Below are 23,443 nucleotides of genomic sequence, written 5' to 3'. Positions count from 1 at the left end.
CTTAGAGATATGATTTCTTCCCTCCGTGGCTCTGTTTTGTACACCGCACCGAGCCTCGTTGTTATCGACGTGGGGGGCGTGGGATTCTCAGTTTTTGTACCCGCGGATGTTGCTCACACAGCACACGTCGGAACAACCATTGAGCTGCATACGTCACTGATTGTTCGCGATGACGCTCTCACACTGTACGGCTTTATTGAACGCGAAGAACTTGACGTTTTCTCGCTGCTTCTGGGAGTGACAGGCGTTGGCCCGAAATCTGCGCTCGGCGTTATATCGCACCTGTCGGTCGACCAGATCGCGACCGCCGTCACCAACGACGATGAAAAAGCATTCCGTAAAGTCTCGGGGATCGGACCGAAGACCGCGAAGCTCATCGTCGTGCAACTGGCCGGCAAGCTCCATGCGGCACCTGCATCCGGGACAACCACGGCCAACCCAGAAGCAACGGCACAGCTGCTCGAAGCGCTCGTGGGCCTTGGCTGGAACGAAAGCGTTGCCGACGATGCTGCGCGGCGCACCGTCGCCGAGGCAACAGCAAAAGAGCAGAACTCAGTCTCGCTGCTCCTTCGTCGCGCTCTAGCGTCGCTCGGCACCGCACGAGGGGGCGACCGTGCCTGAAGCACGCGATATCAGCGAGCCCATAGATGAGGCGGAACTAGCGATTGAAGGCGCACTACGCCCATCGAGTCTTCTTGAATTCGTCGGGCAGACAAAGGTGCGCGGCCAACTGGAACTCCTGCTGCGGGCCGCGCAGCTACAGTCGCGCACGCCCGACCACATTTTGCTGGCTGGCCCTCCCGGTCTGGGTAAAACAACTCTCGCGATGATCGTGGCACACGAGAGCGAACGACCCCTTCGGTTGTCGAGTGGCCCAGCCATTCAACACGCCGGAGACTTGGCCGCGCTGCTGTCCAGCCTTGTTCCCGGCGAAGTGCTATTCATCGACGAAATTCATCGGATGGCTCGCTCGGCAGAAGAAATGCTCTACCTAGCCATGGAAGACTTTCGCATCGACATCATGGTGGGGAAAGGCGCTGGGGCAACGAGCATTCCGCTAGAACTATCGCCATTTACACTCGTCGGAGCCACGACGCGCTCCGGCCTCTTACCGAATCCGCTGCGCGATCGATTCGGTTTCACGGGTCATCTCGAGTTCTATGAGACGGCTGAGCTCGAGCAGGTAGTTGAGCGCTCGTCCGCAGTTCTCGGCGTCGATCTTCCAGAAAAAGCGCGCACAGAAATCGCTCGCCGTTCACGTGGAACACCACGAATCGCCAACCGACTGCTGCGTCGCGTGCGCGACTACTGGCTCGTGCACGGCGAAGGAACCGATGCATCAATCGACCACGTACGCTCAGCCCTCGAGCTTTACGACGTCGATGCACAGGGCCTCGATCGCCTCGACCGAGCAGTCGTCGAGGCACTGGTCACTCGATTTCGTGGGGGCCCCGTTGGGCTCAGCACACTCGCTGTCGCAGTCGGCGAAGAAGCAGAAACCGTCGAGAGCGTGGTGGAGCCCTACCTCGTTCGTATCGGTTTTCTTGGCCGCACGCCTCGCGGCAGAATCGCCATGCCAGCCGCATATGAACACCTCGGACTTCCGGTCGGAGACAATGGCACTCTGCTCAATGACCTATAATCGCTGAGGACTTCTACCCACCTCTACGCCGTCATGCCCCATCGTTGGTGTGTGCACATTTGAAAGGCTCATCCCCGATATGAACCAGTTCTTCCAGCAGTACGGCCTCTTTCTCATCCTCGGCCTGCTCCTGGTGTTCATGATCTTCAGCACCCGCCGTCGTAACCAGAAACTCAAAGCCGAACAGGAACAGAAACAGCGCAACACTGTTCCCGGCGCACGCGTGCTGCTGCAGGGTGGAATTTACGGAACGATCGTCGACATCGACCCCGACGATCTCGATGCCCCGGCCCGTGTCGAGATCGCGCCCGGAGTTGTCATGGAAGTGCACTCACAGGCGGTACTGCGGGTCGTCGACTCGCCCGCTGACGCTCTTGACAGCCCGTTCGACGAGCAGCCGCTCGACGACCGCGTGCACGAAATCGACAACGGTGACGAAGCGGCAGCATCCGAAGCCCTTCCCGACCGTGACGACACGCCGGAAGACAAAAAAGACGACAACTGAGAGCTGATTCTCCGCCTCTCTGACTCTCAGCACAGAAAGCATTAACCCCCGTGGCCCCTTCTTCTCCGACCCGCCGTGCCTGGCAAGTTCTGCTCGGGCTCCTTATCGTTACCGTCGGTCTTTTCGGTATCAACGCATGGGGGGTGTATGGGTTCGAGAAGAGCTCCTGGGCGCCCGAGCTTGCGCTTGACCTGCAGGGTGGTACACAGATCATCCTGGGTGCTCAAACTGAAGATGGCGCCGCGCCGACACAGGAACAACTCGATCAAGCCGCCGCGATTATCCGGCAGCGTGTTGATGCTTCGGGTGTAGGTGAGTCGGACATCGCCACGGAGGGCGGCCGCAATATTGTGGTGCAGATCCCCGGTAAAGCCGATGAAGAGACGCGTCAGCGGATCGAAGCCAGCGCCAAACTTGAACTGCGCTCGGTGATTGCAGCAACTGACGCAGCAACATCCTTTGTGGGTGAAGACGGCCAGCAAACAGCTTTCCCAGCCCCCGACCCCTCACTGGAATCAACCCCCACGCCGGCGCCCACCGACGGCAGCGACCTGGCCTGGATTACACCGCACCTCGAAGCAGAATTTCTGCACTTTGACTGTGCCGATCAGTCGGCGCGTCTAGAAAGCCCTCCGGCTGACCAGCCGCTCATCGCCTGTGATCCCGACAACCAGGTGCGCTACCTGCTCGGACCAGTTGAGCTCGACGGTGGAGCGATCGATGATGCACAGTCTGGCCGCGAGCAACAAACAGGCCGCTGGGTCGTTAACCTTCGTTTTAACGCCGACGGTGCAAAAAAGTTCGGTGAAGTCAGCCAGCGTCTCTACGGTGCACAGTCGCCCCGCGACCAGTTCGCTTTCGTACTCGACGGCGATGTGATCTCGGCACCGGCAATGCAGGGCGTCATCATGGATGGCAAGCCCAGTATTAGCGGTACTTTCACTCAAGAGACAGCAACAACTCTCGCCGACCAGCTGCGTTACGGTGCGCTACCGCTGAACTTCAACGTTCAGAGTTCGCAAACAGTCACCGCAACACTCGGTGCGCAACAGTTGCAGATCGGTTTGATCACAGGACTTATCGGTCTCGCTTTAGTGGCTGTGTACGCACTTCTCAGCTACCGTGCGCTCGGATTCGTCATTATCGCGTCGCTCGCAGTGATGGGTGTTCTCACATACATCATCGTGTGCATTCTTGCGTGGCGGATGGGCTTCCGACTGTCGCTTGCAGGTGTCGCCGGTCTTATCGTGTCGATTGGGTTCACCGCTGACTCATTCATCGTTTATTTCGAACGAATACGCGATGAGCTTCGCGATGGTAAATCCATTACCGCTTCTGTCGAAGACGGCTGGGACCGCGCAAAGCGTACGATCTATATTTCTAAGTCGATCAACATTCTTGCCGCCGTGGTGCTGTATGTGTTGGCGGATGCCACCGTGAAGGGTTTCGCCTTCACACTGGGGCTCACAACACTCATCGACGTGTTCATCTTCGTGATCTTCACGCACCCGGTTATGCAGATTCTCGCTCGTACGAGGTTCTTCGGTGAGGGGCATCCGCTGTCGGGAATGGACCCCGAGGCGCTGGGTGCGGTTTATCACACGCGAACCGCGTTCCGTGAGGTCGCAACCGGGTCGGCGGGTAAGGCCGCACGTGCCCGTCGATCACGCGGTGAAGCAGAGCGGCGCCAAACAATCGCCGAACGTAAACGTGCTGAACAGCTACTGACAGCCGAGCGCGACAGCGCAAGAGAGGAAGACGCCTGATGCGCTCCATGAATCAGCTCGGAAACGACCTTTACAGCGGAAAAACGTCTTTTCCCTTCGTAGGAAAGCGCCGTCTGTGGTTCATTATTGCGATCGCACTCGTCATCGCCTCGGCGCTCGTGCCGCTGATCAGGCCCGTGCAGTTCTCTATCGAATTTACCGGTGGATCACAGTTCACGGTTGAAGCCCCACAAAACCACGACCAAGCGCTGGCCAGTGATGCCGTACGCAGCGTGGTACCCGGCGCGGGCGCACGCGTTACCGTCGTTGGGGGCCAAGACATTCGTGTTCAGACCGACCAGATGTCGTCTGAACAGACGCACGCCGTCGCCGAAGCTCTTGCCGAGGTCTACGAGGTACCCGTTGATGCTGTTAGCCCATCATTTATTGGGCCGACGTGGGGTGAGAACGTCACCAAACAGTCACTGTGGGGTCTCGTGATCTTCCTTCTGCTGACCTTCTTAATTCTGGCGATTTACTTTAGAACGTGGAAGATGTCGGCAGCCGCGATCGTGGGTCTGCTCGACGTGCTCATCATCACAGTTGGTGTGTATGCGCTGTGTGGGTTTGAAATATCACCGGCCGCTGTTATCGGATTCTTGACGATTCTCGCGTACTCGCTCTACGACACAACCGTGGTATTCGACAAGATTCGAGAAAACACCACGGGCGAAGAGGCACGGATGGACCTCACATTCGCTGAGTCGGTCAACCTCGCCGTGAACCAGACACTCGTACGGTCGATCAACACGTCGGTCGTGGCTGTTTTGCCCGTCGGCGCAATCCTCTTCTTGGGTGCCTTCTGGCTCGGTGCTGAAACACTCAGCGATATCTCGCTGTCGATCTTTGTCGGAATTATCGTGGCCGCCTATTCGACGCTGTTCGTCGCGGCACCGCTATATTCGCTGTTCCGAGAGAACGAGCCAGATATTCACGAACATGACGCCCGTGTATGGAAGGCCCGTGAAAAGGCCGCAAGCGCAGTAGACGCCTGACCGGTGCGACGTCGATGACGGCGTAGGATGTGGATGCGGGAAGGGGGAGTGCATGAGCGATGCCGTTACTAACCAGGGTTCGAGCCTCAGACGCCTTGTCCCGCGCATTTTCTCGCGTGCACCCCGAGCTAACGATGTTGACGGCCTGGTTCGCACCGTGCGGGTCAATCACCCGCGCGGTGACCTCAGCATTATTCCGCAGGCGTATGCTGTCGCGGCAGAGAAGCATCGCGGTCAAAAGCGTCAGAGTGGCGAACCATACATTACGCATCCGCTCGCGGTGGCACAGATCTTGGCCGATTTGGGCTTGGGCCCGCGGGCCATTGCTGCAGCACTCCTGCATGACACCGTCGAAGACACCGGCTATCCCATAGGCGACCTGACAGCAACGTTCGGCGACGAAGTTGCCATGCTGGTTGATGGAGTCACCAAGCTCGACAAAGTTAAATACGGCGAGAGTGCCCAAGCCGAGACTGTTCGAAAAATGATCGTGGCGATGTCGAAAGACATCCGGGTTCTGCTCATTAAACTTGCCGACCGGCTGCACAATGCGCGCACGTGGGGTTTTGTACCGCCCGAGAAGGCCAGCCGAAAGGCACGAGAAACCCTCGAGATCTATGCGCCGCTAGCGCATCGCTTGGGTATTCAGACCATTAAGTCTGAGCTCGAAGACCTATCGTTCGCAGTCTTGCACCCCAAAATTTACAGCGAGATCGACAGCCTGATTAAGCAGCGCACTCCTCAGCGAGAAAAATATATTCGGACGGTCGTGCAGGCGATAGAAACCGATCTTCGTGACCTTAAAGTGCGCGGTAGTGTCGCGGGGCGACCGAAGCAGCTTTATTCCGTGTACCAAAAGATGGTCGTACGCGGCCGTGAGTTCGACGACATTTATGACCTGATTGGCATTCGTGTTCTCGTCAACACGGTACGAGACTGCTATGCGGTGCTCGGCGCGATTCATGCGCGCTGGACGCCGCTGCCCGGCCGGTTCAAAGACTACATTGCGACTCCCAAGTTCAACCTTTACCAGTCGTTGCACACGACCGTGATTGGCCCCGAGGGGCGCACCGTCGAGATTCAAATCCGCACGCACGAGATGCATCAGCAAGCAGAGTTCGGTGTTGCGGCTCACTGGATGTATAAAGAACGGGTCAACGGCAGTAAGTCTCCGTCGCGAACCAGTGAGTCAGAGATGGCGTGGTTGCAACACATCTCTGATTGGCAGGCGGAGACGGCTGATCCCAGTGAGTTTCTTGACTCGCTCCGTTTTGAAATTGGGGCGAAAGAGGTTTACGTTTTCACCCCGAAAGGCCGAGTCATTGGACTGCCAGCGGGTGCGACCCCGGTTGATTTCGCCTACGCGGTGCACACCGAAATTGGGCACCGAACCATGGGCGCTAAGGTCAACGGCCGACTGATGCCGTTGGAGTCGGAACTGCGTAGCGGTGACGTCGTCGAAGTATTTACATCGAAGAACCCGGATGCTGGTCCTAGCCAAGACTGGTTGACGTTTGTTAAAAGCACGCGGGCACGCAACAAGATCCGCGGCTGGTTTACCAAAGAACGCCGCGAAGAAGCCGTTGAGCAGGGTAAAGAAGCGATCGCCCGTGCCATGCGGCGGCAGAACCTGCCACTGCAGAGGTTGATGAACCAGGCGTCGTTTGCGGAGGTTGCCCGGCAACTGCGGTACGAAGATGTCTCGGCACTGTATGCCGCGGTCGGCGAAGGCCATGTTTCGACACAGTCGGTGCTGGAGAAGGTCACGGCACTGGTTGCCGATGTTGACACCAACACGGGAGCAATCGATCTGCCGACCCAAGAGACGCGCTCTCGTGGGAGCGATTCGGGCGTTCTCGTTCGTGGTGCCGACGACATTCTGGTGAAGCTTGCCAAGTGTTGTACGCCCGTGCCCGGCGACGAGATCATTGGTTTTGTGACTCGTGGCAGCGGTGTTTCTGTGCATCGCACCGACTGCACAAACGTGAAATCTCTGTCGTCGAACACGGATCGTATTATCGATGTGGAATGGGGCACGACGAGCCGCAGCGTTTTTCGCGTCCAGATCCAGGTCGAGGCACTGGACCGTTCGGGGCTACTGTCGGACGTCACCCGTATCTTGAGCGAGCACCACGTTAATATTCTGTCGGCAACCGTGACGACAACGACAGACCGTCTAGCGCTCAGTCGTTTTGTATTCGAAATGGGCGACACGGTTCACCTGGATCGAGTGCTCAACGCCGTACGACGTATCGATGCGGTGTACGACGTTTATCGCGTTACTGCAGCGTAAAAAGCGCGTCGCTCTGCTGAGTCTGAACGGCAATAGACTGCAGCAGTTCGCGTGCTCGCACGGAGCCCGGTTGACCACGCCATGCGCGGGTCCGCTCTGCCGCGGGAGCGACTGTAGTGGGGTCATACTCGGCAAGCAGCCACGCCCAGTGCTCATACACCGGCGACTTGTTTGCTGAGCGAGCGAGATCAAATAGTGTGCGATCGGGCGTGGTTACCGAAACGCGACCAACCAGCATGACATCCGACGACGGAAGCGGTGTGTCGTGCACAGTGAGTCGTGGCCGACCGACATCCGTTGTGCGCCGCTTACCGGTACGGCGAACGGCATGTTCATAGGGCGCGCCATCACCTGCCCCGTGAATCCATGCGGCACTCGGGCCTACGAAGGCGAAGGAGTCGAGCGAGGGTAGCAGCGTACTAATGCTGGCCGCGCGCCAGACTTCAGTATCGATGGAGTCAGCGGGAGTGTAGCCTTCTCCGAGCTCGACGACATCGCCGTCAAGTCGAGCCGCACAGAGCTCGGCGAGGGAGAGCTTCTCGCCAGGAAGATAGAAGAAAACCGGATGCACGACATCAGTGTGCCCGATCGTACGATCGGGCACACTGATGTTTGATGCTTCTGTGGAGAAGAGGCCAGCGCTCCGTCAGGACGGTACTAGCGGCCGAGGGCCTGCAGCCAGGAGCGACGAGCGTTAAGCGCTTCTTCTGCTGCTGCGATGGCCTTCTTATCGCCTGCTTTTTGAGCTGCGGCCAGTTCTGCTTCGAGCTTCTCGATGGCCTCGTTTAACTGGCGGGTCATGCCATCGGCGCGAGCCTTCGTCTCGGGGTTGTTGCGCTTCCAGTCCACCTGCTCACGCGACTTGAGTGCCTGCTCAATAGCGCGGAGGCGATCGTCAAGGGCACGTTCCTTATCGCGTGGGAAGATGCGACCCACTTCATCCCATTGACGCTGTAGCCGTGTGAGCAGCGCCCGTGCCTTGGCCAGATCTTTCTCATCGGCCACCGCCTGTGCCTGCTCCAAAAGTGCTTCGCGGGCCTCAATGCGGGGGAGAGAGTCGGCGGCTTCGGCAGCATCACGTTCAGCGCGGGCACCGTAAAGTACATCACCGGCCGCTTTGAAGCGAGCCCACAGCGCGTCATCGGCTTTACGTCCGGCACGCCCGGTCGTCTTCCACTCGTCAAGCAGCGTGCGATAGGCAGGAATGCCTTCTTCGCCACGTGGTGCTAGCGCCTCGGCGCGTTCGATGAGTCGGTTTTTCGCCTGCCGTGCTGCTTTATGTGTTTCGTCGAGCTCTGCGTAAAAAGCGCGACGATGACGATCGATTGTTGCTCGAGCATTACGGAACCGCTTCCATAGCTGCTGAGCTGTGTTCTTCGGCAGGCGTGGTGCTGTTTGCTGGTGGCTTTGCCATGCAGTAAACAGGTCGTTGATCTCTGCGGTGACCGCTTTCCATTTCACAGAACCGAAGTCTTGTGCCGCAAGTGCCTCTGCGCGTTCCACGATCGTCGTGCGTTCAGCAATAGCCTGATCGAGAGCAGCCTTTGCCTGTCGCGCTTCTTCTTCGCTTGCTTCAGCGAGAGTAGCGATGAGCGCGTCAACACGACTGCGCAAAGCGGCGAGGTCACCGACAGCTGCTGGCTCAACCAGTTCTTCGCTGAGTGATTTGGCCTGCTTGGTGAGTTCGGATGCTGCGGCTCCGCCACCCTGGTGTCGCTGCTCAAGCGTCTGCACCTTGAATGCTAGGTCGTCGTATTTACGCTGGAAATAGGCGAGGGCTTCAGCCGGGGTTCCATCGGGGAACTGACCCACAACGCGCCATTGGTCATTGTCGTGCACCGAGACTGTGCCGTCGTCGGTGACCGTACCCCATTCGCTGGCTGTTGCTGTCGGGGTGGAAGCCGTATCGGGCGTGGTCGCGGCGCTGTCGCTCGCGGGCTCAGCTGCGGCAGGAGGCGCAGGAGACACAGGAGGGGCCGGAGGAGCAGGAACAGGCTTCTTGGGCGGGCCGGGAACGGGCATGGACGAGGGCGTGGGCTGTTCAGCAGACACGTGAACTCCTAGAGCGGTGATGGACCGACGGAGGCGGAAAGGACAGTGTTCAGCCTAGTATGCGCGCGCGCAATACAGCACCCCTGCCTAAGGGCAGTTACGCCTGTGCAACAAAAAACTGACTAACAATGGCGGCAAGTACCACGACTGAACCACAGACAGAGGCAATAATTGTGTCTCGTTGCCGACGTAATTCAACCTTCTTGTTCCATTGCACGCGCGCAGAATATAAGCGTGCACGGTCTTTTTCGGCGCGTGCACGCTGATTGCGAGAATTCTGTGGGCTACGAGACATCCGGGATCTCCTTACTCGTTGCAGCGAGCATAGCGGCTGATCCTGCCACATGTCAGGGGCTGCGGTTAGCCTGGGGGAGTGGAACCTGCAGCTGCTCTTCTCACGAGCCAAACGCCGTTGGCTGTGCGTATGCGTCCTACCTCGCTCGATGAAGTAGCGGGGCAGTCGCACCTTTTGCGTACCGGTTCTCCCATCCGGATGCTTGCCGAAGCCGACACTACGCGCGCCGGTGCCGTTTCGATGATCCTGTGGGGTCCGCCCGGAACAGGCAAGACCACGCTTGCGCAGGCCATTGCGCGCACTTCAGGCCGTCGTTTCGTGGAGCTATCTGCGATTACAGCGGGTGTAAAAGACGTGCGCGAGGTTATGCAAGACGCCATGAACCAGCGCGACCTGTATGGGCAAAGCACTATTTTGTTTCTCGACGAGATTCATCGGTTTACGAAGGCTCAGCAAGACGCGCTGCTACCCGGGGTAGAAAATGGTTGGGTCAACCTCATTGCGGCGACCACCGAGAACCCGTCGTTCTCAGTTATCTCTCCGTTGCTATCACGTTCTCTGCTGCTCACACTGCAACCGCTGACCGACGACGACATCGCTCTGCTCATCACACGTGCGGTGACCGATGCGCGAGGTCTGGCCGGCACCGTCACACTCGACGACGATGCCCGAGCGGCACTGGTTCGACTAGCATCCGGCGATGCCCGACGCGCACTGACCGGTCTCGAGGCCGCGGCGGCCGTGGCCATGAGTCCTGACGAAGAAGACAGTGTTGCGCCGATCGTTGTGACGGCCGATCACGTGGCGCAGGCGGTTGACCGTGCTCTGCTTCGCTACGACAGGCAGGGCGATGAACACTACGACGTTATTAGCGCGTTTATTAAATCAATACGGGGCTCTGATCCGGATGCTGCGGTGCATTACCTTGCCCGTATGGTCGAAGCCGGTGAAGACCCAAGGTTTATTGCCCGCCGCCTCGTTATTTCGGCTGCCGAAGACATTGGTCTCGCCGACCCGCAAGCGCTTGTTATTGCAACGGCTGCGGCAGATGCCGTGGCGTTTATCGGTATGCCAGAGGGGCGCATACCGCTGGCCGAAGCAACGATCTACTTGGCGACAACGGCAAAATCCAATGCCGCCTATACCGCGATCGATGCTGCCATTGCTGACCTTCGCGCGGGCGGGTTTGGTCGGGTTCCGCTGCACTTGCGTGATGCGCACTATCCGGGTGCTCGAAAACTCGGGCACGGCAAAGGCTATGTCTATCCGCATGATGCCGAGGCCGGTATTGTTCCGCAGCAGTATTTGCCCGACGAGCTTGTTGGTCGGCAGTACTACAACCCACCCGAACGCGGGGCTGAGCGCGAGATCGCTGCCCGTCTCGACAAGATTCGCCGTATTGTGCATGGTCGACGTGCGCAGGGCTCGTGAAATCTGTTAGCATTGACCGGCTCGAAACTGGGTTTTTGGGCATCTCTCTCTTCCTGTAGTTCCCGTTGTAGCGCTCCGGCGTGCGTGGCAATTGGGGCGGAAACGAGACGATACGTCCGCGAGTCGTGAAAGTCATGGCCGCGTTATGGAAGGAATACTTCGTGGCATCGAAGGCACAGGACCGACGTAAGGTCCGGCTCAGCCGCGCACTGGGGATCCCGCTGACCCCCAAGGCGGCTCGTTATCTTGAGCGTCGTCCGTACGCACCGGGCGAGCACGGGCGCACCAAGCGCAAGGCCGACAGCGACTACGCTGTTCGTCTGCGCGAAAAGCAGCGTCTGCGCGAGCAGTATGACATCCGCGAAAAGCAGCTGCGTATTGCATTCAACGAGGCTCGTCGCAAAGACGGCCTGACGGGTGAGAACCTGGTCGAGCTGCTGGAAATGCGTCTGGACGCGCTGGTACTGCGCGCCGGTTTCGCACGCACCACAGCACAGGCTCGTCAGATGGTTGTGCACCGCCACATCCTTGTTGACGGTCAGCTTGTCGACCGTCCCTCTTTCCGGGTGAAGCCCGGTCAGCTGATCCACGTAAAAGAGAAGAGCGAAGGCTTGGAGCCTTTCCAGGTTGCCGCAGCGGGTGGCAACGCCGAGGTTCTTCCTCCGGTTCCTGGCTACCTCGAGGTAGAGCTCGACAAACTTCAGGCTCGCCTTGTGCGCCGCCCGAAGCGTGTTGAGGTTCCTGTCACGTGTGATGTGCAGCTGGTTGTTGAGTACTACGCCGCACGCTAAGCGACGACTTTTCAGAAGAAGGCGTCGGGGAAACCCGACGCCTTCTTCTGTTTACGCATACGATGGACGGTGGCACGCGAACAGTTCGTTAGCGAAGGTGGCGACATGAAAAACCTGCTCTGGTTTCTGATCGGTGTGATTGGCGGCTTTGTGGCTGCTCACTTTATGAACAAAGACCCTCGGGGGCACGAGCTGCTGTCAGAAGTCGATGCTCGTATTACCGAGTTCACGGGAATATTAAGCGATGCTTATCGTTCGGAAGCCGCGCGACTGACAGCGCCAGATCGTTCTGACTCCTAATTTCCTGCTCTATCCGTTTCGCACACAAGGACACACTGCACTCGTATGAACACCGCCGAGATTGCCCAACGCTACCTCACGTACTTTGAGAAGAACGGGCACACCATTGTTCCTTCGGCGTCGCTTGTTAGCAACGATCCGACGGTGATGTTCACAATTGCCGGCATGGTGCCTTTTGTTCCTTATCTCACGGGTGTTGTGCCGGCCCCGTATTCGCGCGTTGCCGATGTGCAAAAGTGCATTCGAACGAACGACATCGAAGAGGTCGGCAAGACTGCTCGTCATGGAACGTTCTTTCAGATGCTCGGGAACTGGTCGTTTGGCGACTATTTCAAAGAGGGCGCAATTAGCTATGCATGGGAGTTGCTCACCAGTTCCGAAGCCGACGGCGGACTAGGTTTTGCAGAACGTGACATTTGGGTCACCGTGTATGAGACCGATGATGAAGCAGCTGCGCTGTGGCAAAAAATCGCAGGCTTACCCGCAGAGCGCATCCAGAGGATGGGCAAAGAAGACAACTACTGGCACACCGGTCAGCCTGGTCCCGGTGGTCCGTGCTCTGAAATCTATATTGATCGTGGTGCTGCATACGGACCCGACGGTGGCCCGATCGTTGACGACAACAGGTTCACCGAGATCTGGAACCTCGTTTTCATGCAGGAGCTGCTGTCGGATGTGCGCTCCAAGACCGACTTCGACATAGCAGGACCACTACCCAAGAAAAATATTGACACAGGTATGGGTCTCGAGCGCGTCGCCATGTTCAAGCAGGGCGTCGACAACATGTACGAGACCGATCAGGTGCGTCCGGTGCTCGATCGCGCGATGGAACTGTCGGGACGACGATATGGCGCTGTGAACGAAGACGACGTGCGTTTTCGAGTTATTGCCGACCATGTGCGTTCCTCTCTCATGCTGCTCTCCGACGGCGTTCGCCCCTCCAATGAGGGTCGCGGCTATATTCTGCGACGCCTCATGCGACGCACCGTTCGTGCCATGCGTCTGCTCGGCGTTGAGGGCGCATCATTCCCCGAACTCTTTTCGGCCTCGCGCGACGCTATGAAAGCCAGCTACCCAGAACTCGAAACAAACTGGTCACAGCTTTCTACTGCTGCCTTCGCAGAAGAAGAAACGTTTTTGCGTACGCTCTCGCAGGGGTCGACAATTCTTGATCTCGCGCTCCAGGAGACGAAAACGGCCGGCGAACGTCGCTTGAGCGGCAACGAGGCGTTCCTCTTGCACGACACCTACGGTTTTCCTATCGACCTGACGGTCGAGGTGGCAGAAGAGGCCGGACTGAGTGTTGACCGCTCAGCCTTTGACACGCTCATGCAAGAGCAGCGTGATCGTGCCAAGGCCGACGCCCGCAGCCGCAAGCGCCAACTTGCCGATCTCTCGGTGTATCGCGATCTGCGTGCACAGGGAGAAACCTCATTCGTGGGATACGACGAACTGCAAACGACCACTCGCGTGCTCGGGATCCTGGTCGACGGACACTCGGTGGTAAAGGCCATAGCAGGGCAAACCGCAGAGGTTATCGTCGCGGAAACTACCCTGTATGCAGAGTCGGGGGGCCAGGTTGCCGACAAGGGCACCATTGTAGGCAATGGCTTTCAACTCGAGGTCATTGACGTTCAAAAGCCCGTGGCAGGGCTTATTAGTCACACCGTTCGTGTTGTTGAGGGCGAAGTTGCCGTCGACGACGAAGCGACCACCGTGGTCGATGGTGCCAATCGACACGCCGCTCGCCAAGCCCACTCGGCAACACACCTCGTGCATGCCGCGCTGCGGGACACACTCGGGTCGGATGCTACGCAGGCAGGATCACTCAACCGCGCTGGCTATCTGCGTTTCGACTTCGCATGGGGCCAAGCGCTCTCGTCCGATACACGCAGCGAGATCGAAGAAATCGCCAACCGTGCCGTCGATGACGCCCTCGAGGTGACGACGAGGGTCGTGACGCTCGATGAGGCGAAGGACGCTGGAGCAATGGCTCTGTTCGGCGAAAAATACGGCGATGTCGTGCGCATGGTCGATATTGGCGGTCCGTGGTCACGCGAACTGTGTGCCGGGACACACGTTGCTACCAGTGCAGAAATCGGACTCATCAACCTCGTGGGAGAGTCTTCTATCGGAGCAACCAACCGGCGCGTAGAAGCTCTCGTCGGTCGCGACGCTTTCCGTGATCTGGCCGTGGAGCGCACGATCGTCTCGCAGCTGAGCACCTCGTTGAAGACTCCGCGGGAACAGCTGCCTGAGCGCATCGCCGAACTCGTCGGTCAGTTGAAGACCGCTGAAAAACGGATCGCGAAGCTGGAATCGCAGCAACGCTCTGCGCAGGTGCCTGCTATCGCGCAGGAGGCCGTCGCACTGAACGGTATGCAGTTTGTGGCACATAACGCGGGTGTAGTGGCGTCGGCCGACGACGTGCGCGACACGGTCGTGAAGGTGCGTGAACTTCTTGGTAACCAGGCGACTGTTGTTGCGGTGACCGGTGTAACTAACGATCGACCGATTGTTGTGATTGCCACGAATGAAGGCTCGAGGGAGCGTGGTGTGCGCGCCGGCGCACTGGTCAAAAAAGCCGCGGGAGTGCTCGGCGGTGGTGGGGGAGGCCGCGACGATATTGCGCAGGGCGGTGGCACGAATGCCGCGGCGATTCCTGAAGCACTGATCGCCATCGAGCAGGAACTGCGCGCTCTATGAGCGAGTTTCGACGCGGTGTCCGTCTCGGAATAGATGTGGGCCGTGCGCGTATCGGTGTAGCCCGCTGTGACCCCGACGGCATGCTTGCGGTGCCGGTAGAGACTGTACCCCGTAATGAACACTCGCTGATGCGGCTCCGCGAACTGATCGACGAATACGAGCCCATCGAGATTGTCATCGGACTACCCATCAATCTGCGAGGAGACTCGACGGCGTCAACAGACGATGCGATCGCTTTTGCGCGCCAAGTCGAAGAAAGCGTTCGTAAGCCCGTGCGAATGATCGATGAACGTCTCAGCACTGTCACGGCTCACAGTGCTCTGCGTTCTTCAGGGCGAAGCCAGCGCGGTTCGCGTAGCATTGTCGACCAGATAGCGGCCGTTGTGCTGCTGCAGCATGCTATTGATATCGAAAAGAGCACCGGAAAACCCGCCGGCACACTGCTCGAACCCGATGAGGATTCACGCGCACATGACTGACCCGAGCAACCAGCACCCTGTTGATCCGTCTCAGCCGCTGTCGCGGCGTGCGGCCCGCGAGGCAGCGGCACGCGAACAAGCACAACGCGAGGCGGTATCAGCGCCGGATGCGCGCCAGCATCCGGAAGCTGAAGATAGTCTCGCCTTTTTGCACGATATCCCTGTCTCAGAACCGCATGAGGTTGCGGCTATGGGCGAGGACGCTGTTCCTGAAGCCGCCCAGAGCGATGAGCAAGCCCCGGAGAACGAGGGCGAAGCACTCGACGACCTTTTTGATGTGTCTGCAGAAAATACAGCACGGCAAACGCCGGTGGTCAAACCGCGACGGCGTGGCGGATGCCTGATTCTTGTCATCATTCTTGTGCTCGTACTCGGTGGCATCGGGGCCGGTGGGGTATACGTCATGAATGAATACGGTGACCGCATCGGAGAGATATTCGGCTGGGGTGAGCCGAAAGACTGGGACGAAAGCGACGCTGAAGGCGAAGCGTATGTGACGATTCGCTCAGGTGACGCAGGTGCCGAGGTTTCTACGGCTCTGTTTGACGCCGGCATAACAAAAACCGACAGCGTCTTTTACGACATGCTTCTCAAAGAAGCACCTGACGAGCCATTCTTTCCTGGTGTCTACCGGATGCAGCAGAAAATGACGGCCGCCGCTGCACTCGAGGCGCTGCGCGATCCCGAGAGCAAATTGGAAGATTCAGCAGCGCTTCCCGAAGGACTCACGGTGGACGCCACGCTCGAGCGGGTATCGATCGGCCTCAATATTCCCAAGGAAGAACTAGAGGCGGCTGTTGCTGACCCGAGCGCTTATGGCGTGGATGCTTCTTCGCTCGAAGGATGGCTGTTCCCCGCAGTGTACGAATTTGATCCGGGAACCACTGCCGAAGAAGTTATTACGGCAATGGTCGACAGAACCCGGGACTCGTTAGAAGCGGCCGCGGTACCAGCGGGTGACGAGCAGCGTGTGCTGACGATTGCGTCGATTATTCAGCGTGAGGCACGGTTTGAAGATGACTTTTATAAGGTGTCGCGAGTAATTCAGAACCGGCTAGACGACGACATGATGCTGCAGATGGACTCGACATCGCAGTACGGATACCGCGAACTACACGATGGTTCGGTCAGCACTTCGGATGCTGCCCAGCACGATGACAACCCGTGGAACACATACGTGCATACGGGCCTTCCCGTCACACCGATCGCCAACCCTGGCGACCTCGCTATCGATGCAGCAATGAACCCGGCCGATGGCCCGTGGTTGTACTTCGTGACGGTCAATCTCGACACCGGAGAAACTGTCTTTACGACCGATTACGAAGAGCATCTTCGCGGGGTTGAACAGTGGCAGGCATGGTGCTCCGACAACCCCGATTCCGGATGCTGATGACACAGTGATCACACAGCCACCAACGCACCTTGCCGTATGGGGAGACCCCATTGAGCATTCGCGTTCGCCTCAACTGCATGCGGCAGCGTACCGCGTCTTAGGCGTCGACTGGCAGTACGGCCGCCAGCAGGTGTCGGCCGAGGGGTTTTCAGAGGCGCTGCAGGCCTGCGACGGGTCATGGCGCGGGCTGTCACTGACGATGCCACTGAAAGAAGTGGCGTATCGGGCGGCGCACTGGCTCGATGAGCATTCGCGGCTCACGGGCGCGACCAACACTCTTCTGCTGAGTGCAGACGGAAAACATCGAGGTTTTAATACGGATATAGCAGGGCTGGTCGCTGCTCTTCGTGAAGGATCCGTCGCCTCGGTGTCGTCGGTACGAGTTCTGGGTGTGGGTGCTACGGCGGCCTCGGCGGTTGTGGCAGCCAGAGAATTAGGCGCAGACCGCGTATTTTTTGTTGCACGACAACCGCACAAGGCAACTGCTGTTATCGACGTGGCCGACCGTTTAGGGGTACGCAGCAGCGTCACCACTTTTGACGACGACTGTGGCGCTGTCGATCTCACAATTTCAACGATCCCGAGTGCGAGCGTACTGGCACACGACACTGCACAGCGATTAGCGGATGCGGGAGGTGTGCTTTTCGACGTTGCTTATTCACCGTGGCCATCGGCGTTAGCGCAGCAGTGGAATGCGCAGCATCCGGTGCTCTCGGGACTGGGAATGCTTTTGCATCAGGCCGTACGGCAGGTGCGAATCTTTTACCACGGTGAGCCCGACGTGCCGGTTCCCACAGAAGATGACGTGGTGGCGGCAATGCGGTGCGCGCTCATGGGAGACTAGAGCAATGCTTCGAGTGCTCACAGCCGGCGAATCGCACGGCCCCGAACTGATTGCTGTTATGGAAGGCCTTCCGGCCGGAGTTCCGGTATCACCGGCCGCCATTCAGGCCGATTTGGCGCGCCGCAAGCTCGGCTATGGGCGTGGCTCGCGCATGAAGTTCGAAGAAGACGAACTTTCGCTATCGACCGGCATCCGGCATGGCTTCACTCTGGGCAGCCCCATTGCGCTGCGCATTGGCAACACGGAGTGGCCCAAATGGGTAGAGGTGATGAACCCCGAGCCCGTCGAACTGACTGATCGCTCACGCGGCCGCGGCGCACCCCTCACCCGACCACGGCCCGGACACGCCGACCTGGTCGGTATGCAGAAATACAACTTTGACGAAGCGCGGCCGATTCTCGAGCGTGCGAGCGCACGAGAAACAGCTGCGCGCGTTGCTCTTGGGGCGGTTGCGCGCGCATTCCTCGGGGAACTCGGCATCACCCTCGTGAGTCACACACTGTCGATTGGGCCGGTGCAGGTGCCCGAAGGTGCCCGGCTGCCTACCCCCGACGACGTTGATACCCTCGACGCTGATCCGTTACGGTGCTTTGATCCCGAGACGTCAGCCCGCATGGTCGAAGAAGTAGACGACGCCCGTAAAGCAGGCGACACGCTCGGCGGAATCGTCGAAGTACTGGCCTATGGGCTGCCCCCGGGGCTTGGCTCACACGTACAGTGGGATCGCCGCCTCGATGCCCGCCTTGCCCAGGCTTTGATGAGTATTCAGGCCATGAAGGGCGTGGAAATTGGTGACGGCTTTGAGACGACCCGTCGACGCGGCTCCGACGCCCATGATGAGCTCCATGTCGCCAACGATGGCATCACTCGCTCATCGGATAAAGCGGGCGGAACCGAAGGCGGAATGTCGACCGGAACGGTTCTGCGCGTTCGTGCCGGGATGAAGCCGATTGCGACTGTGCCGCGCGCCCTTCGCACAGTCGACGTGAGCTCGGGAGAAGCCGCCACGGCACACCACCAGCGCTCTGACGTCTGTGCGGTACCCGCCTCGGGCGTCGTCGCCGAAGCCATGGTCGCGATTGAAATCGCGCGATCGGTGCTCGAAAAATTTGGTGGCGATCACGTAGACGAAACCCGCCGCAATCTGCAGTCGTACCTCGACGCAATTCCGCACGACCTACGAACGGCCGCGCTGTCAGACTCCACGCTCGCGCACGATGAATGATCGAGACGGCGCTGCCGTAGTGCTTGTAGGGCCAATGGGTGCTGGGAAAACCAGCATCGGCAAGAAGATTGCCAAACTCCTCACGATGCCCTTTATCGACACTGACAACGTTATTGTGCAGAAGCACGGCCCCATTGCCGACATTTTTTCGCACCACGGCGAAGAACAGTTTCGAGCATGGGAACACGACGCTGTACGCGACAGCATCCGGCAAAAAGCAGTCGTTTCTCTGGGCGGTGGCGCTGTTATCCACAGCGAAACGCGCCTGCTGCTCAAGCCGTTGCCCGTGGTGTTTTTAACGGTAGATGAGACAGCCGTCAGTCGGCGGATCGGGGGAGGCAGTCGGCCGCTGCTCGCTGGAGCGAACCCTCTTGAATCGTGGTCGCAGATTTTTCGGAGCCGTGAGTTGTTCTACCGCGAGGTGGCGAACACTGTCATCGATACATCACGCAAACCGATGACAAAAATCGCCGAACAGGTGGTGGAGTGGATGAAAGGGAAACAATGAGCCAGCAGACGCTACTCTCTGTGCGTGGCACAGCGCCGTACGACATCACGATCGGGCGAAATATTCTTGACCACGTTTCGACGGCGCTAGACCCCGACGTGCGCAAGGTTCTCGTTGTGCACCCACCGACGCTGGCTGATCGGGCCGCAGAACTGCGGGAACGATTACTCTCGGATCATTCACACGGACAGCGCGAAGTACTTCTTGCCGAGGTGCCGGATGCTGAACAGGGCAAACGCATCGAAGTTGCTGCATTCTGCTGGCAGATTATGGGCCAGGCCGACTTTACGAGAACCGATGCGGTCATTGGCTATGGCGGGGGAGCCGTGACCGACCTTGCCGGATTCGTTGCTGCAACCTGGTTACGGGGCGTACAGGTCGTACACGTGCCCACCACAGTGCTGGGTCTTGTTGACGCAGCTGTCGGGGGGAAGACCGGAGTCAATACCAACGAGGGTAAAAACCTGGTCGGGGCTTTTTGGTCGCCCCGCGCGGTCATTGGTGATCTTGATGAACTGGGATCACTCACCGCCAATGAAGCAACGGCCGGCTATGCCGAAGTCGTGAAGGCTGGTTTTATCTGGGCACCAGAAATTCTGGACATTATTGAGGCAGACCCCCGCGCTGCTGTTGATCCGTCAACGGATGCCTTCCGCCGCACGGTCGAACTAGCTATCCACATGAAAGCGGAGGTTGTTTCCGAAGACTTCCGCGAGGCGGGACAGCGCGAGATTCTCAATTACGGTCACACTCTCGGGCACGCCATCGAACACGCGGAGCGGTATCGCTGGCGCCACGGTGCAGCAATCGCTGTGGGCATGACCTACGCCGCTGAACTTTCTCGCTTTGCCGGTCGGCTCTCAGACGACAGCGCCAATCGTCACCGCACAATATTGGAAACACTCGGGCTTCCGACTACGTATCGAGCAGGAGCCTGGCAGCAGCTACTGGCGACAATGCAGCGCGATAAAAAGGCTCGCGGTGGCATGCTTCGGTTTATTGTGCTTGATGAAATTGGGAAACCGACCGTACTGCGCGCCCCCGATGAGTCGCTGCTGTTCGCGGCCTACCAAGAGGTGGCTGACGCGTGAAAAAATTGCTGCTCGTCAACGGCCCAAACCTCAACCTTCTCGGCACGCGAGAGCCGGAGATCTACGGCACGAGCACTCTGTCTGATGTCGAAGAATTGAGCGTTGCAGCCGCCGCCGAACAGGGATGGCAAATGCAGGCCGTGCACAGTAATCATGAGGGCGTTCTTATCGATGCCATTCATGCCAGTCGGTACGAGTGCCAAGGCATCGTCATTAATCCTGGTGGACTCACACACACATCAGTCGTCTTGCGCGATGCTCTGACGGGCGTCGGGCTACCTTTTGCTGAAGTGCACATCTCTGATGTTTCAGCCCGAGAAGAGTTTCGGCGCTTTTCATACCTGGCCGACGTGGCCCGCGTGCGGGTCTCCGGTGAAGGAATAGCCGGGTACGCCACGGCAGTGCGTAGGCTTATCGCATTGATCGCGTAGAATCACACCTTGGGCCAACCGGCCACGAGAACCTAACGAAACGGAATTTGGATCGTATGGCAACCACGGCAGACATCAGAAATGGCGTAGTCCTTCGCATTGACGGACAGCTTTGGAACGTCGTGGAGTTTCAGCACGTCAAACCCGGTAAGGGCGGGGCATTCGTCCGCACCAAGCTAAAGAACGTTGTCACCGGTAAAACCGTTGACCGCACGTACAACGCCGGTGCCAAGATCGAGATCGAAAACGTTGATCGCCGAGACTACACATATCTTTACACCGACGGCGACGGCTTCGTGTTCATGGATACCGAAGACTATGACCAGATCACGGTGCCTGCAGAGACAGTGGGCGACGCGAAGAACTTCATGCTGGAAAACCAGCAGGTAACCATCGCTATGAACAACGGCCAGCCGCTGTACCTTGATCTGCCCGCGTCGGTGGTTCTCGAGGTCACATATACGGAGCCTGGCCTGCAGGGTGATCGCTCGTCAGCGGGCACAAAACCAGCCACGGTCGAAACCGGCTACGAACTGCAGGTTCCGTTGTTTCTCGAGACCGGAACAAAGATCAAGGTTGACACCCGTTCGGGCGACTACCTCGGCCGTGTGAACGACTGACCTTGAGCGCACGGACGAAAGCGCGTAAACGCGCACTCGACATGCTCTTCTCTGCAGATATTCGCGGAGAAGAGCTGTCTGTTGTTTTAGCGGCTGAAGCAGCGCGGGCAATCCACGAACCAGAACGCGAAGCCTCGTGGCTGTACGCCCGAGAGATTGTTGATGGAATCATCGACCACGGTGATGAGATCGACGAGCACATTACGACCCACAGCCGAGACTGGCGTCTGGAGCGTATGCCCGCCGTTGACCGTGCGATATTGCGGGTTGCCGGATGGGAACTGTTATTTAACGAGCAGGTGCCGGTAGCAGTCGCCATCGATGAGGCGGTTGAACTGGCCAAAGAGTACTCAACAGACGAATCTGGCGCCTTCGTTCACGGTGTTTTGGCGCGCGTTGCGCGTGCGCGATAACCGACGGCGACTCTGCCACGCCTTCATTCAGGGCAGCCCATTAGAATTGTGCCTGTTCCATACGGGAGGAAATACTTATGCGGATCACTGGCCTCGGCCACGCCGGGATGTTCATTGAAACCAAGGGTGGAAACATTCTCTGCGACCCCGTAGTAAAACCTTCGTTTTACGGGTCATGGTTCGTTTTTCCAGACAACAGAAGCCTGGATTGGGAGCGGTTCGCTCAGGCCGATTTTCTGTATATTTCTCACCGCCACCGCGATCACTTCGACCCGTGGTTTCTCCAGACTTACGTGTCGAAAGACATCGAGGTTCTTCTCCCTGAATATCCCACCGATGATTTGGAACAGGATCTTCGCAAGCTCGGTTACAACAACATCACCTATACCGAAGCGGGGAAGGTTATCGAGCGGGGCGAACTGCGCTTGATGATCACTCCGCTGCGGGCCCCTAGTGATGGCCCCATTGGTGACAGTTCTCTGAGCATTGACGACGGAACGGCATCGATCCTCAACCAAAACGACTCCCACCCGCTCGACCTCGAGAAGCTGTTGTCATTTGGTAAACCTGAGGCATACTTCACACAGTTCTCCGGAGCAATCTGGTGGCCCATGGTCTACGACCTGCCGCTGGAGTCAAAGCAGAGTTTCGCGCAGCTAAAACGCGAAGCCCAGCATAAGCGAGCAATGTTTTACATCGAAAAGGTCGATGCTCCGCACGTATTTCCTATGGCCGGGCCGCCGATGTTTTTGCGCGATGAGCTGTTTGACTTCAACGGCCTCGGTAAAAACGGTGACGGTATCTTTACCGATCAGGCAGAGTTTCTCGATCGTTTGAAAGAAGAAGCACCGCAGTACAGTGGGCACATCTTTATTCCCGGCACGGTCGTCGAGATTGACTCCGGTGAGATGACGGTATCTCAGACGCTCTATAGCGATGCAGAGATAGAAGAAATGTTCCATGACAAGTGGACCTATCTGGAGCGTCAGCGCGCGACCCGCCAAGAAGAACTGCGGGAAGAGGAAGCATCGCGCGCCGCGGTCTTGCCGCCCGATGAAATGTTGGCAGCGCTCAAGGCCTGGTGGGAGCCGCTGCTACGTAAATCGCGCACCATCCGCAACGGCGTTGGTGGCCCCGTACGCATGACGATCGGTGACCTCGACCTCGTGGTTGATTTTCCACGAGCAAAAGTGCGCGCGTACGACGGCGAGGACTGCGAGTTCTGGTACACGATTCCGGCCGACCTCGTATCGACAAATATCCGCGATCATGAGATCGACTGGTCAAACTCGATCTTCCTGTCGATGCAGTTCACCGCCGGACGCAAAGGCAAGTTCAACGAGTTTATTTACACGTTCTTCAAATGCCTGTCGACTGACCGCATTGAGTACGTCGAGAACTGGTACTCCGAGCAGACCGACCAGACCGAAGAAACCCAGATTGGCGACTGGGTCGTGCAACGCCGTTGCCCGCACCTGCGCGCTGATCTTTCGAAAACCGGCAAGGTTGATGAAAACGGAATTCTCACGTGCAGTATGCACGACTGGAAATGGGATCTCAAAACAGGTCGATGCCTGACCACGAGCGGTCACGCTATTCGTGCAGAACAGTGTGAGGCGACGCAAGACGCCATGCGACCGGCCTGATCGCTGTAAGATAGCTA

At 58.4% G+C, this 23,443-nt stretch carries 23 protein-coding genes; 20 read left to right on the top strand and 3 right to left on the bottom strand.

Translation table 11 applies throughout. The features are described from left to right. Positions 1–9: 9 nt before the first annotated feature. The 6 genes from ruvA to ACQUSW_RS01725 all read left to right on the top strand — a co-directional run bounded on the left by ruvA (position 10) and on the right by ACQUSW_RS01725 (position 7,201). Complete coding sequence (gene ruvA / locus ACQUSW_RS01750) at positions 10–621, top strand: Holliday junction branch migration protein RuvA (RefSeq protein ID WP_428930565.1); 612 nt, start codon at positions 10–12, stop codon at positions 619–621. Next, positions 614–1,642 (top strand): Holliday junction branch migration DNA helicase RuvB, encoded by a 1,029-nt coding sequence (gene ruvB / locus ACQUSW_RS01745; protein WP_428930564.1) that lies wholly within the window; start codon positions 614–616, stop codon positions 1,640–1,642. The genes ruvA and ruvB overlap by 8 nt, the downstream gene beginning before the upstream one ends. 79 nt (positions 1,643–1,721) lie before the next feature. Then, on the top strand, positions 1,722–2,147 hold the full coding sequence (locus ACQUSW_RS01740) for a preprotein translocase subunit YajC (RefSeq protein WP_428930563.1): 426 nt from the start codon (positions 1,722–1,724) through the stop codon (positions 2,145–2,147). A gap of 50 nt (positions 2,148–2,197) precedes the next feature. Continuing rightward, a complete protein-coding gene (gene secD, locus ACQUSW_RS01735; RefSeq protein ID WP_428930562.1) occupies positions 2,198–3,913 on the top strand; it encodes a protein translocase subunit SecD in 1,716 nt (571 codons plus the stop codon). Continuing rightward, the gene (gene secF, locus ACQUSW_RS01730; protein WP_428930561.1) at positions 3,913–4,908 is read left to right on the top strand and encodes a protein translocase subunit SecF; all 996 of its coding nucleotides are present in this window, start codon (positions 3,913–3,915) and stop codon (positions 4,906–4,908) included. The genes secD and secF overlap by 1 nt, the downstream gene beginning before the upstream one ends. 52 nt (positions 4,909–4,960) lie before the next feature. Further along, positions 4,961–7,201: a RelA/SpoT family protein gene (locus ACQUSW_RS01725; protein ID WP_428930560.1), complete on the top strand. Its 2,241-nt coding sequence runs from the start codon at positions 4,961–4,963 to the stop codon at positions 7,199–7,201. Here ACQUSW_RS01725 and ACQUSW_RS01720 read toward each other — a convergent pair. From ACQUSW_RS01720 to ACQUSW_RS01710, 3 genes are all read right to left on the bottom strand, one after another. Beyond that, the gene (locus ACQUSW_RS01720) at positions 7,188–7,805 is read right to left on the bottom strand and encodes a type IV toxin-antitoxin system AbiEi family antitoxin (protein WP_428930559.1); all 618 of its coding nucleotides are present in this window, start codon (positions 7,803–7,805) and stop codon (positions 7,188–7,190) included. The genes ACQUSW_RS01725 and ACQUSW_RS01720 overlap by 14 nt on opposite strands. 53 nt (positions 7,806–7,858) lie before the next feature. After that, on the bottom strand, positions 7,859–9,253 hold the full coding sequence (locus ACQUSW_RS01715; protein WP_428930558.1) for a DUF349 domain-containing protein: 1,395 nt from the start codon (positions 9,251–9,253) through the stop codon (positions 7,859–7,861). A 97-nt stretch (positions 9,254–9,350) separates the two neighbouring features. Then, on the bottom strand, positions 9,351–9,548 hold the full coding sequence (locus ACQUSW_RS01710; protein ID WP_428930557.1) for a hypothetical protein: 198 nt from the start codon (positions 9,546–9,548) through the stop codon (positions 9,351–9,353). A 129-nt stretch (positions 9,549–9,677) separates the two neighbouring features. On the opposite strand from ACQUSW_RS01710, the gene ACQUSW_RS01705 reads away from it, so the two are divergent. From ACQUSW_RS01705 to ACQUSW_RS01640, 14 genes are all read left to right on the top strand, one after another. After that, a complete protein-coding gene (locus tag ACQUSW_RS01705) occupies positions 9,678–10,979 on the top strand; it encodes a replication-associated recombination protein A (protein WP_428931253.1) in 1,302 nt (433 codons plus the stop codon). A 134-nt stretch (positions 10,980–11,113) separates the two neighbouring features. Then, complete coding sequence (gene rpsD / locus ACQUSW_RS01700; protein ID WP_428930556.1) at positions 11,114–11,770, top strand: 30S ribosomal protein S4; 657 nt, start codon at positions 11,114–11,116, stop codon at positions 11,768–11,770. Between the two features lie 105 nt (positions 11,771–11,875). Then, on the top strand, positions 11,876–12,070 hold the full coding sequence (locus tag ACQUSW_RS01695; protein WP_428930555.1) for a hypothetical protein: 195 nt from the start codon (positions 11,876–11,878) through the stop codon (positions 12,068–12,070). A 45-nt stretch (positions 12,071–12,115) separates the two neighbouring features. Further along, positions 12,116–14,776, top strand: coding sequence for an alanine--tRNA ligase (alaS, locus tag ACQUSW_RS01690; protein WP_428930554.1), 2,661 nt, complete (start codon positions 12,116–12,118; stop codon positions 14,774–14,776). Continuing rightward, complete coding sequence (gene ruvX / locus ACQUSW_RS01685; RefSeq protein WP_428930553.1) at positions 14,773–15,255, top strand: Holliday junction resolvase RuvX; 483 nt, start codon at positions 14,773–14,775, stop codon at positions 15,253–15,255. Before alaS ends, ruvX begins: the two co-directional genes overlap by 4 nt. Continuing rightward, positions 15,248–16,645 (top strand): endolytic transglycosylase MltG, encoded by a 1,398-nt coding sequence (mltG, locus tag ACQUSW_RS01680; protein WP_428930552.1) that lies wholly within the window; start codon positions 15,248–15,250, stop codon positions 16,643–16,645. The genes ruvX and mltG overlap by 8 nt, the downstream gene beginning before the upstream one ends. Further along, positions 16,596–17,492: a shikimate dehydrogenase family protein gene (locus tag ACQUSW_RS01675; RefSeq protein ID WP_428930551.1), complete on the top strand. Its 897-nt coding sequence runs from the start codon at positions 16,596–16,598 to the stop codon at positions 17,490–17,492. The genes mltG and ACQUSW_RS01675 overlap by 50 nt, the downstream gene beginning before the upstream one ends. A 4-nt stretch (positions 17,493–17,496) precedes the next feature. Then, positions 17,497–18,717, top strand: coding sequence for a chorismate synthase (gene aroC, locus ACQUSW_RS01670; protein WP_428930550.1), 1,221 nt, complete (start codon positions 17,497–17,499; stop codon positions 18,715–18,717). Between the two features lie 34 nt (positions 18,718–18,751). Beyond that, positions 18,752–19,225, top strand: a complete 474-nt coding sequence (locus ACQUSW_RS01665; RefSeq protein WP_428930549.1) for a shikimate kinase — start codon at positions 18,752–18,754, stop codon at positions 19,223–19,225. Next, a complete protein-coding gene (gene aroB, locus ACQUSW_RS01660; protein WP_428930548.1) occupies positions 19,222–20,316 on the top strand; it encodes a 3-dehydroquinate synthase in 1,095 nt (364 codons plus the stop codon). The genes ACQUSW_RS01665 and aroB overlap by 4 nt, the downstream gene beginning before the upstream one ends. After that, positions 20,313–20,747 carry a type II 3-dehydroquinate dehydratase gene (locus ACQUSW_RS01655; protein ID WP_428930547.1) on the top strand — a complete coding sequence of 145 codons (435 nt, stop codon included), beginning with the start codon at positions 20,313–20,315 and terminating at the stop codon, positions 20,745–20,747. The genes aroB and ACQUSW_RS01655 overlap by 4 nt, the downstream gene beginning before the upstream one ends. A 56-nt stretch (positions 20,748–20,803) precedes the next feature. Next, on the top strand, positions 20,804–21,367 hold the full coding sequence (gene efp, locus ACQUSW_RS01650) for an elongation factor P (protein WP_428930546.1): 564 nt from the start codon (positions 20,804–20,806) through the stop codon (positions 21,365–21,367). A 2-nt stretch (positions 21,368–21,369) separates the two neighbouring features. Then, positions 21,370–21,780 carry a transcription antitermination factor NusB gene (nusB, locus tag ACQUSW_RS01645; RefSeq protein WP_428930545.1) on the top strand — a complete coding sequence of 137 codons (411 nt, stop codon included), beginning with the start codon at positions 21,370–21,372 and terminating at the stop codon, positions 21,778–21,780. Between the two features lie 77 nt (positions 21,781–21,857). Continuing rightward, entirely contained in the window at positions 21,858–23,426 is a 1,569-nt protein-coding gene (locus ACQUSW_RS01640) for a Rieske 2Fe-2S domain-containing protein (protein ID WP_428930544.1), read from the top strand. The last annotated feature ends 17 nt before the right edge of the window (positions 23,427–23,443 follow it).

This window comes from Microbacterium luticellae, assembly GCF_050408645.1.
GTDB lineage: Bacteria > Actinomycetota > Actinomycetes > Actinomycetales > Microbacteriaceae > Microbacterium.
Note: the sequence above shows the minus strand (reverse complement) of the source record. Positions and strands in the feature narration are given on the sequence as shown.

Bases quoted from the DNA above. Each gene is read 5' to 3' on its own strand.
- ruvX (WP_428930553.1), top strand. From the start codon at position 14,773: ATGAGCGAGTTTCGACGCGGTGTCCGTCTCGGAATAGATGTGGGCCGT.
- ACQUSW_RS01705 (WP_428931253.1), top strand. From the start codon at position 9,678: ATGCGTCCTACCTCGCTCGATGAAGTAGCGGGGCAGTCGCACCTTTTG.
- secF (WP_428930561.1), top strand. From the start codon at position 3,913: ATGCGCTCCATGAATCAGCTCGGAAACGACCTTTACAGCGGAAAAACG.
- rpsD (WP_428930556.1), top strand. From the start codon at position 11,114: ATGGCCGCGTTATGGAAGGAATACTTCGTGGCATCGAAGGCACAGGAC.
- aroB (WP_428930548.1), top strand. From the start codon at position 19,222: ATGAGCCAGCAGACGCTACTCTCTGTGCGTGGCACAGCGCCGTACGAC.
- aroC (WP_428930550.1), top strand. From the start codon at position 17,497: ATGCTTCGAGTGCTCACAGCCGGCGAATCGCACGGCCCCGAACTGATT.
- alaS (WP_428930554.1), top strand. From the start codon at position 12,116: ATGAACACCGCCGAGATTGCCCAACGCTACCTCACGTACTTTGAGAAG.
- ACQUSW_RS01640 (WP_428930544.1), top strand. From the start codon at position 21,858: ATGCGGATCACTGGCCTCGGCCACGCCGGGATGTTCATTGAAACCAAG.
- ACQUSW_RS01695 (WP_428930555.1), top strand. From the start codon at position 11,876: ATGAAAAACCTGCTCTGGTTTCTGATCGGTGTGATTGGCGGCTTTGTG.
- ACQUSW_RS01710 (WP_428930557.1), bottom strand. From the start codon at position 9,548: ATGTCTCGTAGCCCACAGAATTCTCGCAATCAGCGTGCACGCGCCGAA.
- efp (WP_428930546.1), top strand. From the start codon at position 20,804: ATGGCAACCACGGCAGACATCAGAAATGGCGTAGTCCTTCGCATTGAC.
- ACQUSW_RS01740 (WP_428930563.1), top strand. From the start codon at position 1,722: ATGAACCAGTTCTTCCAGCAGTACGGCCTCTTTCTCATCCTCGGCCTG.
- mltG (WP_428930552.1), top strand. From the start codon at position 15,248: ATGACTGACCCGAGCAACCAGCACCCTGTTGATCCGTCTCAGCCGCTG.
- ACQUSW_RS01725 (WP_428930560.1), top strand. From the start codon at position 4,961: ATGAGCGATGCCGTTACTAACCAGGGTTCGAGCCTCAGACGCCTTGTC.
- ruvA (WP_428930565.1), top strand. From the start codon at position 10: ATGATTTCTTCCCTCCGTGGCTCTGTTTTGTACACCGCACCGAGCCTC.
- ACQUSW_RS01665 (WP_428930549.1), top strand. From the start codon at position 18,752: ATGGGTGCTGGGAAAACCAGCATCGGCAAGAAGATTGCCAAACTCCTC.